This window comes from Xanthomonas cissicola, assembly GCF_008801575.1.
In the GTDB taxonomy this organism is placed as follows: Bacteria; Pseudomonadota; Gammaproteobacteria; order Xanthomonadales; family Xanthomonadaceae; genus Xanthomonas; species Xanthomonas cissicola.
The window spans coordinates 20536-32765 of record NZ_VZPL01000051.1 but is presented as its reverse complement, the minus strand read 5'-3'; the positions used below and the strand labels follow the sequence as shown (position 1 = coordinate 32765).

12 protein-coding genes, 1 tRNA gene and 1 pseudogene are annotated in these 12230 nt (G+C 63.5%); 5 read left to right on the top strand and 9 right to left on the bottom strand.

The genetic code is table 11. From position 1 onward, the window contains the following. Positions 1 to 106, top strand: a pseudogene (locus tag F7R02_RS18110) (IS5/IS1182 family transposase); the annotation flags it as partial. A gap of 123 nt (positions 107 to 229) precedes the next feature. After that, positions 230 to 2041, top strand: coding sequence for a methyl-accepting chemotaxis protein (locus F7R02_RS18105; protein ID WP_276529129.1), 1812 nt, complete (start codon positions 230 to 232; stop codon positions 2039 to 2041). Between the two features lie 364 nt (positions 2042 to 2405). On the opposite strand, the gene F7R02_RS18100 is transcribed toward F7R02_RS18105, so the two are convergent. Then, positions 2406 to 3032, bottom strand: a complete 627-nt coding sequence (locus tag F7R02_RS18100) for a LysE/ArgO family amino acid transporter (protein WP_033484371.1) — start codon at positions 3030 to 3032, stop codon at positions 2406 to 2408. A gap of 101 nt (positions 3033 to 3133) precedes the next feature. Between F7R02_RS18100 and F7R02_RS18095 the strand changes: the two genes are divergently transcribed. Next, positions 3134 to 4036 (top strand): LysR family transcriptional regulator ArgP, encoded by a 903-nt coding sequence (locus F7R02_RS18095; RefSeq protein WP_005913662.1) that lies wholly within the window; start codon positions 3134 to 3136, stop codon positions 4034 to 4036. Positions 4037 to 4309: 273 nt separating this feature from the next. Here the strand turns inward: F7R02_RS18095 and F7R02_RS18090 are convergent, their stop codons facing one another. After that, complete coding sequence (locus F7R02_RS18090) at positions 4310 to 4669, bottom strand: response regulator (protein WP_003482555.1); 360 nt, start codon at positions 4667 to 4669, stop codon at positions 4310 to 4312. Continuing rightward, on the bottom strand, positions 4666 to 5673 hold the full coding sequence (locus F7R02_RS18085) for a sensor histidine kinase (RefSeq protein ID WP_033484373.1): 1008 nt from the start codon (positions 5671 to 5673) through the stop codon (positions 4666 to 4668). Before F7R02_RS18085 ends, F7R02_RS18090 begins: the two co-directional genes overlap by 4 nt. Before the next feature lie 277 nt (positions 5674 to 5950). Here F7R02_RS18085 and queC point away from each other — a divergent pair, with 277 nt between their 5' ends. Next, positions 5951 to 6625 (top strand): 7-cyano-7-deazaguanine synthase QueC, encoded by a 675-nt coding sequence (queC, locus tag F7R02_RS18080; RefSeq protein WP_078589806.1) that lies wholly within the window; start codon positions 5951 to 5953, stop codon positions 6623 to 6625. A gap of 47 nt (positions 6626 to 6672) precedes the next feature. Then, positions 6673 to 6748, top strand: a tRNA-Lys gene (locus tag F7R02_RS18075). A 242-nt stretch (positions 6749 to 6990) separates the two neighbouring features. Here F7R02_RS18075 and queE read toward each other — a convergent pair. The 6 genes from queE to tolR all read right to left on the bottom strand — a co-directional run bounded on the left by queE (position 6991) and on the right by tolR (position 12102). Then, positions 6991 to 7674 (bottom strand): 7-carboxy-7-deazaguanine synthase QueE, encoded by a 684-nt coding sequence (gene queE / locus F7R02_RS18070; RefSeq protein WP_005913658.1) that lies wholly within the window; start codon positions 7672 to 7674, stop codon positions 6991 to 6993. Between the two features lie 42 nt (positions 7675 to 7716). Beyond that, positions 7717 to 8535 (bottom strand): tol-pal system protein YbgF, encoded by an 819-nt coding sequence (gene ybgF / locus F7R02_RS18065; protein WP_078589807.1) that lies wholly within the window; start codon positions 8533 to 8535, stop codon positions 7717 to 7719. A gap of 6 nt (positions 8536 to 8541) precedes the next feature. Beyond that, complete coding sequence (gene pal / locus F7R02_RS18060; RefSeq protein ID WP_003482562.1) at positions 8542 to 9060, bottom strand: peptidoglycan-associated lipoprotein Pal; 519 nt, start codon at positions 9058 to 9060, stop codon at positions 8542 to 8544. A gap of 57 nt (positions 9061 to 9117) precedes the next feature. Continuing rightward, complete coding sequence (gene tolB, locus F7R02_RS18055) at positions 9118 to 10437, bottom strand: Tol-Pal system beta propeller repeat protein TolB (RefSeq protein ID WP_003482565.1); 1320 nt, start codon at positions 10435 to 10437, stop codon at positions 9118 to 9120. A gap of 185 nt (positions 10438 to 10622) precedes the next feature. Then, positions 10623 to 11663, bottom strand: a complete 1041-nt coding sequence (gene tolA, locus F7R02_RS18050; RefSeq protein ID WP_078586592.1) for a cell envelope integrity protein TolA — start codon at positions 11661 to 11663, stop codon at positions 10623 to 10625. Continuing rightward, positions 11653 to 12102, bottom strand: coding sequence for a protein TolR (tolR, locus tag F7R02_RS18045; protein ID WP_005913652.1), 450 nt, complete (start codon positions 12100 to 12102; stop codon positions 11653 to 11655). Before tolR ends, tolA begins: the two co-directional genes overlap by 11 nt. Positions 12103 to 12230: the final 128 nt, after the last annotated feature.

The window sequence follows — 12230 nt, the reverse complement described above, 5'->3', positions numbered from 1 at the left end:
CGGCCTGGCCAAAAACACCGCACACGTGCTGACCTTGTTTGCGCTCTCCAATCTGTGGATGAAGCGAAAGCAGTTGCTGCCGGCTATGGGGAGCGTGCGCCTGTAAACCAGGAAATTCCCACGGAAAGCGCCAGAAATGGCGAAATTCCAAAGATTCAAACGCCACTCTTCGGAACGACGCGACATCCCGCACTCTCAGGCCTCGTTATTCAGACCTTCCCTAACGCTGGTGCAGGAAAAGCGCGACGTCTCGGTCAAGTTCAACAACCAGATCCTCGACTACGGCATACGCGACCAGAATCAGCAAGCGCAAGCCTTGTTGCAAGGTGCTGCCGCTGCGGCGATGGACGAGCAACAAGCCGCGATTGCTGCAAATGCTGCCTTAGAACGCCGCCTCAGCAAAGATGCTTACGCGGCAGCCGTTGCATCGATGCATAACGGCAAGATCATCCTGGCCAGCGGCGGCATTGCTGCGCTGGCGATCAGTGCGTTGCTCACATGGTTGATTACGCGCAGCCTGACCAGGCCGTTGAGCCAGGCCACGCGCACTGCCGAAGCCATTGCCGCAGGCGATCTGCGCAACGATGTGCACACCACTGCAACGGATGAAACAGGTCGCCTGTTGCAGGCCATGGACAAGATGCAACTGCAGCTGCGCAACCTCATCGCGGCGCAGACCGACATGGCCAAGCATCATGACAACGGCCAGATCAGCTTCCGCATCGACGCAACCGTCTTCCCGGGCGACTACGGCCGCATGGCCAACGACACCAATGCGTTGGTGGCCTCGCACGTGGCCGTGCAAAACGATCTGGCGCGCATCATGGGGCGCTATGCCATCGGCGAACTCTCCGAAGACATGCAGCCCTTGCCGGGCGAAAAGGCCGCCTTCAGCAACACCATGTCGCAGGTCAAGCTCAACCTGTCGGCGATGAATCACCAGATCAAGCACCTTGCACAGGCCGCCGCCAATGGCGACTTCAGTGCCCGCGGCGATGTCGAGCGCTTCCAGTTCGACTTCCGCGTCATGGTGGAGAGCCTGAACCAGTTGATGTCCACCGCGGACGGCAATCTGCAATCGCTGTCGGCACTGCTGCAGTCGATCGCAGCCGGCGACCTCACCGCACGCATGAGCGGCGACTTCCGCGGCGTGTTCGCACAGATGCGCGATGACGCCAATGCGACAGCGAGCCAGCTGGCACAGATCGTCGGCAACATCCAGCAGTCGGCAGTGTCGATCAACGCGGCTGCCACCGAGATCGCCGCGGGCAATCAGGATCTGTCGCAGCGGACCGAGCAGCAGGCGGCCAACCTGGAAGAGACCGCCGCCTCGATGGAAGAGCTGACCTCCACCGTCAAGCAGAATGCCGAGAGTGCGCGCCAGGCCAATCAACTGGCGATCGGCGCCGCACGCGTGGCCTCGGAAGGTGGCGATGTGGTTGGTAAGGTCGTAGACACGATGAGCGGTATCGAAGCCTCGTCCAAGAAGATCGCCGACATCATCTCCGTCATCGGCGGCATTGCCTTCCAGACCAACATCCTAGCGCTGAACGCCGCGGTGGAAGCTGCCCGTGCAGGCGAACAAGGTCGTGGCTTTGCGGTTGTCGCCTCGGAAGTACGCACGCTGGCGCAGCGTTCCTCCGGCGCAGCGAAAGAGATCAAGGACCTGATCGACGATTCCGTTCAACGCGTGGCCGAAGGCTCGGCACTGGTGCACAGCGCCGGCAAGACCATGGGCGAGGTCGTGGCCAGCGTCCAGCGCGTCACCGATATCATGGGCGAAATTTCGGCGGCCTCGCAGGAGCAATCTGCCGGCATCGAACAGGTCAATCAAACCATCACGCACATGGACGAAACCACGCAACAGAATGCGGCGCTGGTGGAAGAAGCCACTGCCGCCGCCCGCTCCATGGAAGAACAAGCCGTGCAGCTCACCGACGCGGTCGCCATCTTCAAGATCGATGCACGGCAGGTACGCCGGGCAGACACGCGCGCCACCGCACCGGTCGCGCATCTGTTGAGCAAGGTTCGCCACGCCTGAGCAGTGGCGTGGCCCGCTGGCTGCCCTCCAAAGGCGCAGCTGGCGTGAGCGGACCGAAGCGCTTACCGGCGGCAATCGCAACAAGCCGCTCACGTCGTCCCAAGCGCGCCCTGAGAGGCGCGCTTGGCTGTTGCAACGGCGCAGCCACATTCCAGGGACACCATCTACCCCAACGCCGCCTGTTCGCTGTCAAAGAAACTGCCAAACATATCGAATTGTTGAGCAATCCCTGCACCGGCGGCGATCCGATGGCCCTGGCCTGGCGGATGGACTGCAATAGATCACGATTGGAACAGCAGGATGTCCGGCTCCGATATGTCGGTAGTTCCTGCGCAATGACTGCATAACGCTCCGGACAGAGCGATCAGCGCAGCGCCGCGTGCTCGGGGAGCAGCAACAGCACGCACAGCAGCAGCATGAAGACCGCGATCAGTCCATCCAGTATCCGCCACGCACGCGGATGCCGGAACACTGGCTGCACCAGGCGGGCCCCATAGCCCAGGCCAGAGAACCAGCTCACGCTGGCCACACACGCACCCAGTGCAAATGCCCAGCGCAACGCGCCGGGGTAATGCGTCGCCAGACTGCCGAGCAAGAGCATCGTATCGAGATAGACGTGCGGGTTGAGAAAGGTAAACGCCAGGCAGGTGAGCATGGCGCGTTGCCAGCGATCTTCGCCCTGTTCCGCTGGCGACATTGCGCCATCTCCGCGCCAGGCACGGCGTGCCGCCATCCATCCATACACCGCCAGAAACGCGGCGCCCGCATAGCGCAACACCTGCAGCAGGCCCGACCATTGCTGCGCCAACACGCCGATTCCAGCGACGCCGAGCAGGATCAGCGCAATATCTCCAAGTGCACAGATCGTCACCACCAGTCCCACGTGCTGGCGCTTGAGCCCCTGCCGCAGCACGAACGCATTCTGCGCGCCGATTGCGACGATGAGACCGGCACCGGCAAGGAAACCGGCCACTGTTGCTTGAACGATCATGGTGTTGTCTCCGAGGCTGGCGTGCATCGTGCGTCCTCGCGTCGGATTAGGAAAACTAAATAATCTGTATGCTCATTAGAACTTCTAATGTCGGCAAAAGCATGGATCTTCTGCACCCGCAATTGGCCGCCTTCGCAGCCGTTCTGGATGAGGGCAGCTTCGACGCGGCCGCGCAGCGTCTTGCACTGACGCCCTCGGCAATCTCGCAACGCATCAAGGCGCTCGAAGACCGACTCGGGCAGGTACTGGTCATGCGCACGGCGCCCTGCCGGCCCACGCCGGCCGGCGAACGGCTGCTGCGCCGGCTCAAACCCATGCAGGTCCTCGAGGCCGAAGCGGTCGCCGACCTCCTGCCTGGCGATGGCATCGCCGGTCATCCACGCACCCTCGCCATCGCGGTCAATGACGACTCGTTACAGACCTGGTTCCTGCAGGCGCTGTCTTCGCTGCACCGGGCGCACGGCTTTTTGTTCGATGTACAGATGGACGACCAGGACCACACCCTGGAATTGCTGCGCGCTGGCAGCGTGCTGGGCGCGGTCACCTCAGAGCGCGCGCCACTGCAGGGTTGCAATGTCCAGGCGTTGGGCGTGATGCGCTACCACGCGATCGCATCGGCAGCGTTCGTCGCCGCACATTTCCAGGACGGCTTTACCGCCGACGCGCTGGGGAAGGCGCCGATGCTGGTGTTCAATCGCAAAGACACCTTGCAGGCGCGTTTCGTCAGGCGGATCACGCGTGCCCGGCTGACCCCGCCCACGCATTACCTGCCCACCTCCACCGGCTTTGTCGAAGCCGCTGCACGCGAGCTGGGCTGGTGCCTGGCGCCCGAAGCGATGGTGCTGCCTGCGGTGCGCAACAGGCAGGTCGTCATCATCGACCCCACCCGCTGGCTCGATGTTCCGCTGTACTGGCAATACACCGCTGTGCGCTCGAACGCCTTGCAGCAACTCAGCCAGGCACTGCGCAAGGCGGCTGCCACCAGCTTGCGTGGCAGCAGATAGACGCCACGCCCACCGATCTCACCGCCGGCCAATCGCCGGACTGCCATGCATCTGCGGCGCTCCGAGTTTACCGGCCCTAATCGCCGCGTTGGCTGCACCTGCCACGCTAGCCAGGTAACCAGTGGGCAGGCACGCCCAAGCGGTGATTCAAGGCATTATCCGCGCCGATTGAATGCCGACCGTGCCATGCGCGCCCTGGCACTGTGGCGGTCGGCGATATCGAACTCCTCGCCCGCAACTAATGTCGTTCAACTGCAGTAAACCCGCGCTGGATCACTCGGCGCTGCGGTGCTGCAAAAGCGATAGCGCATGCTTCAGATCACGAAAATGGAAGGGTTTCTGCAGGCCGTGCCGGTGCCGGTACCTTTCGGGAATCCCGCCCTGGGCATAGCCGGTCACGAAGATATACGGAACACCGCGCGCGTCCAGTTCTTCTGCAATCGGAAACGACAAGGTGCCGCCAAGATTGATGTCCAGCAGTGCCAGGTCGAGGTTGCCTGCCTGCACCGCTTGCAGCGCGGCGTCCACGTCGGCCACGGTTGCCGCCACCTCGTAACCCAGTTCTGCCAGGCAATCCTCCAGGAGCATCGCCACCAACGATTCGTCTTCGACCAGGAGCACGCGCATGGTCATGGCCGTGACTCGATATGCTCGCGCGGCAACGGGATGGACACACGGAAACACACGCCAGCCGGATCGAAGGACAGCTCAACTTCGCCCTTGAGGTCGTGCTTCAAGCCACGCTCCAGAAGACGCGTGCCGAACCCCTTGCGCGTGGGTGGCTGCACCGGCGGCCCCCCGGCTTCCCGCCAGATCAATTCAAGCAGTTCCTGCTCGCCGCGTGTGCTGCGCTCCCACGAAACCAGTACATTCCCAGCTGGCAAGGATAATGCGCCGTGCTTGAGCGCGTTGGTACACAGCTCATGCAGCGCCATCGACAGCGCCAATGCGCGCCGCGGATCAAGGCGACAAGAATCACCCTGCAACGTGAACCGCTGGCCGTCGTGCGACTCATAGAGCGCGGCAGCGTCGCGGGTCAGTTCCAGGATGTCGGCGCTGACCCAATTTTCGCGCGTCAGCGTGTCGTGTGCCCGCGACAGCGCCAGTAAGCGCGCATCAAGCTTTTCCTGTGCGTCGCCCAGGCTGCCGGCATTGGTGAACGATTGGCGCGCCAGCGATTGCACCATCACCAACGAATTCTTGACCCGGTGGTTGAGCTCGTTGATCAACAGCTGCAGATGCTGCTCATGCTGCTTGTGTTCGGTGATGTCGCGCGTGGCGCCGGCGATCGCCTCGACCTTGCCGTCGGGTCCGAACACGGGGGTAAAAATGTAGTCGTAGATGCGCAGGCCCTTGGTCGTATGCGGGAATGGCACCTCGCCGCGCACCGGCTGGCCTGTTGCGATCACCTGTTCGATCTCTTCATCGTGCATGGCCGCATGCCAGGGCTCGTAGCCCAGTTCCAGGCAGGTTTTGCCGCAGGCGTCTTCCCAGCGCATTCCCCACATCGTCAACAACGCCTGATTGGCGTAGACGAAGCGATGCTGGATATCGAACACATACAAAAGATCCGGTGTTGCCTGTAGCAGGGCCTCGTAAATGCGCGATTTCGCTGCGTCTTCCTGATGCTCGGCCATTGCGTCATGGTCCTAAAATTGAAGCGAACGATAAATGGACTTACGTGAACGCCTGATCACGCGTATTTGACGTCGGATCAGCTCAAGAAGACGCGCGCCGCCGCCGCCGGGAGAAACCACTTGCGATCGGCCAATACCGCAAGCGCATTCCACTGTTTCCTGCCTGTGCCGGCCAACCCGCGGCAGCCAAACCTGGATCGATGACCGACTCCTGGTCGCCCTGCACCATCGTCCCTGATAGCCTTCGGGCTTATTCCGCAGTGATCGCCGATTCGCCATGAAAAAAGCCGTTGTTCTATTGTCCGGTGGCATGGATTCCGCCGCCGTCATCGCGCTCGCGCAGGAGCAGGGCTTTGCCGTCTACGCGCTGAGCGTTCGTTATGGCCAACGCCATACGTCGGAACTGGACGCTGCAGCGCGCGTTGCTGCCGCGCAGGGCGCCATTGCGCACAAGGTGGTCGACGTGGACCTGCGCAGCATCGGCGGCTCGGCATTGACCGACGACATGGAGGTCCCCGACGCTGGCGGCGACGGTATCCCCGTTACGTATGTGCCCGCGCGCAACACCATCATGCTGTCGCTGGCGCTCGGTTGGGGCGAGGTCATCGGCGCCAACGATCTGTTCTGTGGCGTCAATGCGGTGGACTACTCTGGCTACCCCGATTGCCGTCCCGAGTTCGTGCGGGCTTTCGAGGTGCTGGCCAACCTGGCCACCAAGGCAGGTGTGGAAGGCGCGGGGCTGCGCGTGCACGCACCACTGCAGTTCCTCAGCAAGGCCGACATCGTCCGTGAAGGCGTGCGCCTGGGCGTGGACTTCGGCCTCACCGTCTCCTGCTACCGCGCAGATGCGGATGGGCGCGCCTGCGGCCACTGCGACGCCTGCCGCCTGCGCGCGGCCGGCTTCGCCGATGCGGGCATTCCCGACCCCACACACTACGCCATTTTGTCTTGACGCTCGCGTAGGGTAGAATGCGCACCCCGACGCAATGTCGGGTCAGTGGGCCGTTAGCTCAGTCGGTAGAGCAGAAGACTTTTAATCTTTTGGTCGATGGTTCGAATCCATCACGGCCCACCATCTCCAGCAAGGCTTTCAGCGAACCTCATCGCTCCGCAAGAAGGCATCCGCTCCGAAATTCCGCAGTATTCGGTTGCCCTGCAAACGCGCAGGCACCGATGCGCCGCGACGTCATCGCGTAGCGTCTATCGGGTCTTTGCCACTGGTGGGATTGCCCGCCGCCTGAGCAGACCAAGACACCGTCCAGATCTTTTTGTCGGCGCAAGTCAGTCGCACGATGCGCTGCGCTACGTGCCTGACCCTCAACGCCCAGGCTCGTCGTTCCACAGCAGCTTGTGCAGCTGCATCTGGAAACGCACCGGCAAGCGGTCGGCTACGATCCAGTCGGCCAGCTGGCGCGGGCTCACCTCGCTTTTGCTGGGCGAAAACCACACCGTGCAGCGGCGATCCAGCGCATGCGCGGCCACGATCTCGCGCGACCATTCGTAGTCGGCGCGGCTGCAGATCACGAACTTGATCTGGTCGCGCGCGGTCAGCAGCGGGAGGTTTTCCCAGCGATTGCGTGCCTCCTCGCCGGATGCGGGCGTCTTGATGTCGACCACGCGCGAGACGCGCGAATCGACGGCAGACACGTCCAGCGCACCGGATGTCTCCAGCGAAACATCGAAGCCGGCATCGCACAGCTTCTGCAGCAGCACCAGGCAGCGCTTCTGCGCCAACGGCTCGCCGCCAGTCACGCAGACATGGCGCACGCCGTGGCTGGCAACTTCGGCAACGATCGCGTCGATGTCATGCCACTGCCCGCCATGGAACGCGTAGGCGGTGTCGCAATAGTGGCAACGCAGCGGGCAGCCGGTCAGCCGCACGAATACCGTCGGCCAGCCGGCCGCTTCGGCTTCGCCTTGCAGGGACAAAAAGATTTCGGTGATCTTCAATCGCGGCAATGGCGATTGGACGATCTCGCTGGGGACGGCGGCGGCGTTCATGGGCAAAGTATGCGCCGTGCCCACAGGCACAGACGCGCAGGCTCAGCGCAGTTGCTGGCCGAGACGGATGGACTGCAGGCGCTCCTGCGCAACGCGTGCCGCGTCGGAGCCAGGGTACTGCGAAGCGACCTGCTGCAAGGTCTGCTGGGCCTCGTTGTTCTTGCCTTCGCCATGCTGCGACAGGCCAAGCTTCAACAAGCCGCCGGCGGCCTTGTCATGCGTGGGATAACGGCTGACGAGATCGCGGAACTGCGCCTCGGCAAGCTGGAAATTACGGGTGGCGTAATAACTCTCGCCCAGCCAATACAAGGCATTGGGGGTATAGACGCCGTTGGGATAGAGCTCCAGAAAGCTCAGGAACAGCTGCGACGCATCGTCGTATTTGCCGTTCTTCAACGCATCGAACGCTACGTTGTACGCAGTACGTTCGTCGTTGCTGACGGCCAGGGTGCCTGGGTCGCCGTGGACGGTGGGCGGCTTCTCGGAAGTTGCCGCCGCTGCGGGCCGCGCGGCGGGTGCCGGGGCCGGGGTCACGTTGCCGGTCGCTGGGGGCAATGGCGGAGTTGCGCCACCTGCGCCTTCCAACCGGTTCAAGCGTCCATCCAGGTCCAGATACTGGTCCTTGGACTGCTGCTTGAATTGCTCATTGTCGTGCTGCAGCTGTTCGACGGTCGACCGCAACGCCTGCAGGTCCGAACGCGCCTGCTGCAGCTGATTGAGGAGATCGTTATTGGCCTGACTATTGGCCTGCTGCTGCTCGAGCACGGCCACACGATCAGCGAGACTGGCTCGCTGGGCGTATGCCGGCGCGGCGACCACAAGGGCCGCCGCGACGAACAGGGATGTCACCCGAAAGCGCATCGCTTCTTACTGAGCCGTGTACACGATTTCGACGCGGCGGTTCTGCGACCAGCAGGACTCGTTCGACTCGGTGCAGACCGGACGCTCTTCGCCGTAGCTGACCACGGTCAGCTGGCTGGCCGAGCCGCCGGCAGCCTGCAGCGAGGACGACACGGCATTGCCGCGACGCTCGCCCAGACCCATGTTGTATTCACGCGAACCGCGCTCGTCAGCATTGCCCTGCAGGGTGATGCGCGAGGAAGGACGGTCACGCAGGTACTTGGCGTGGCAAGCCATGATGGCCTGGAATTCCGGCTTCAGGGAGTCCTGATCCAGATCGAAGTAAACAACGCGCTGACGCAGGCAGGCATCGGTATCCAGGTCGCCCGGACCGTACAGGCCAGAGGTGGACGGGCCGGTGGGAACCGAGGAACCAGCGGTGGTATCGGTCGCAGGAGGCGGAGTTTCCTTCACCTTCTTCGAGCAACCAGCCAGCACAGCAACGGACAGCAGGGAGACAAGCAAGACGCGGGTGGACTTGTTCATGGGGTACCTATGGAGGCTCTGGGCCAATGAGTGGTTTAACGCAGCGAAATATTAACATTAATGCGCGGTTCGGTAAGGCCCCCATGCGGGTTCTCTCACATCGCCGTCGGCCAGTACCAGGCGCTGGCGGACCCGAGCGTCGGAAGAGACCGCGTACAGCACGCCACGGCCACCTTCGCGTGCGGCGTACAACACCATGCTGGCGTTAGGCGCAAAGCTCGGCGATTCGTCCAGAGAACCCGGCGACAGCGTGCTCCAGCTCGGCGAACCCAGGCTGCGGTCCATCATCGCGATGCGGTAGGTATTGCCGCTGCCCTGTGCCACGGCAATCTTCTTGCCGTCGAACGACACGCTGGCGGTGGCGTTGTAGTTGCCCTGGAAGGTCACGCGGTTGGCGCTGCCGCCGCTGGCTGCCACCTGATAGATCTGCGGACGACCGCCGCGATCGGAGGTGAAGTAGATGCTGCCGCCATCCGGCGCCCAGGTCGGCTCGGTGTCGATGCCGAAGTGGTTGGTGAGCTGGGTCAGCTGCTTGCTTCCCAGGTCCATCACATAAATTTCCGGGTTGCCGCTACGCGACAACGCCAGCGCCAGGCGACGTCCGTCCGGCGAAAACGACGGCGCGCCGTTGATGCCGCGGAAGCTGGAGACCAGTTCGCGTGCGCCGGTGGCGATGTCCTGCAGATAGATCGACGAGTTGCCGCGCTCGAAGCTCACGTAGGCCAGCTTTTTGCCGTCCGGGCTCCAGTTCGGCGACAGCAGCGGCTCGGCCGAACGCACGATGGTCTGCGGATTGTAGCCATCCGAGTCGGCCACCATCAGCGCATAACGCATGGCGCCGCCCTTGCCGCTGGCGGTCACGTAGGCAATGCGGGTCCAGAAGGCGCCGCGTACGCCAGTGATCTTTTCGTAGATGGCATCGGCCATCTGGTGCGAAACATCGCGCATTGCGTTGGCACGCGCCGTCATCGCCAGGCCAAGCATGCGCTCGCCCTTGGCCACGTCGAACAATTCGTATTCGACCCGGTATGCGCCTTCGCCGGCATCCATGACGCGGCCGACCACGATGTAGTTCTGCTTGAGGGTGCGCCAAGTCTGGAACTGCACCTCGGTGCCACGGGTCGGTTTTTCGACGATCTGCGCGGCCGGCAGCGTGCGGAACTGGCCGGAACGATCCAGGTCGGCGCCGACCACGGCGGACACGTCGGTCTGCGGCGCGGTGCCCGAGCCCTGATACGGCATCGGAATGACGGCGATCGGCGTGGCAGACGCGCTACCGCCGACGATATCGATGGTGAGACCTTGCTGCTGCGCGAGCGCGCTCAGCGGCAACAACAGGGCGGTCAAGGCAGCTAGCCAACGCAGCGGTTTTTTCATGGACGGCTCGGATCGGGCAGGAAAAGTGTGCAAGGGATAGCAATCAACGAGTGAACATACTCGCAATCGTGAATGAGGTGACGTGAAAACGGAGCGAGCGATCGTGTAGCGACATGCACAGCCCCAAGGGCATCACCTGGGGGCATCAGGCTGCGGCGCCAGTGGCAGCCGCAGCCCGACGACGGTTACTGATCCTGCGCAGTGAACACAAAGGTCAGGTTGCGCTGAAACACCGATTCGAATCCGCGGTAAGGCAATGGCTGGGCGCTCAGTACGGCGGCTTCGATCGAACGCTGGCCAGCCTCGTCGTAGGGGCAGCCCGGCGCCACCTTGGCCTCCATCACGCTGCCGCCCGGCAACTGGCGGATGTTGATGGTGCATTTCTGGCCTGGCGGCACCGACGGCGGACGCACCCACTGCGCCAACACTTTCTGTTGAATCGCCGCGGCGTACTTGGCCGACAGGTCGGTGCTGGTACCGCCCTGCCCTGCGGTCGGCTGCGCGCTGGTCGCGGCGGCCGCGGAGGCCTGCTGCGCACGTGCGGCGGCGACCTGGCGCAGCTTCTGCTCGGCGAGCGCCATTTCCTTATCGGCTTGCGCGCGCTGACGACGGATGTCGGCGATCTTCTTCTGGCGTTCGGCTTCTTCCGCCGCCTGCCGTGCAGCCGCCTGCTTCTTCTTGGCGTCGGCTTCTTCCTGCTGCTTGGCGAGGCGCAATTTCTGCTCGGCCTCTTCCTGGCGTTTGCGCTCGGTCAGGTCGATCTGCTCCTGGCGCCGCTTGGCTTCCTGTTCCTGCTTGGCCTTTTCGGCGGAAATGGCCAGTGCATCCACGCGCTCCTGGTCGACCTTGTCGGGCTGGGCGACGCGCTCCTGTGCCTGCGCCTGCTGCGGCGTGGGCGCATCCTGCGGGCGCGGCTCGGGGATCGGCTGCGGCGGTGGCACGCTGTCTTCCGGCGCGGGTTCGGGCAACGGCGCGGGCGGGGGCGGCGTTTCGACCGGCGTGGCTTTCAGTGCCTGGCGCGCAACCCGCGCCTCGGCAGCTGACACGTCCAGCGAAGCTTCCATGCTGGGATCGCCTGCGGCCGGTTCCACCGAGCGTTCGGGCGACCACAGCCAGCCGGCGATAAACACCAGCGCGACCAGGACGTGCACGACCAACGCCAGGACGACCGGTCGAAACCAGCCGTCATCGCGCGCCGCTTGCGTGGGGAGTGCGTCAGCGTGCATCGCTGCCTGCGGTGCCGCCGGAGTCGGAAATCAGGCCCACTTTCTCGACCTTGGCCTGCTTGAGCACGTCGATGGCATCCATGATCTTCTGGTACGGCGCGGCGCGATCGCCCGCCACCACCACACGTGCGTCCTTGTCCTGCGCCACGATGGCAGCCAGCTGCGCCTGCAGCGCGGCCACGTCCATCGCCTGCGGCTTGCCCTTGGGCAGTTGCAGGGCCAATTTGCCATCGGCAGCGACCACCACCACCACCGGGTCCTGCTTGCTCTCCAGCGCCTTGGCGCGCGAACTGGGCAGGCTGACGTCGGTGCTCAGGGTCAGCAATGGTGCGGTGACCATAAAGATGATCAGCAGCACGAGCATCACGTCGATATACGGCACGACGTTGATGTCGGATTTGAGCTTGCGCTTCTTACGACGGGAAATACCGGAAATCATCGCGAAACGTTCCTAATTAGTCCTCGGCGCCGGCTGGCAGTGCGCTTGCACGGTGCCCCGAAAAGGGACACCTGCACGCGGCACTGTGCACCGACGCGACTGGCCGTGCCGGACACTTCCCGCGTCAC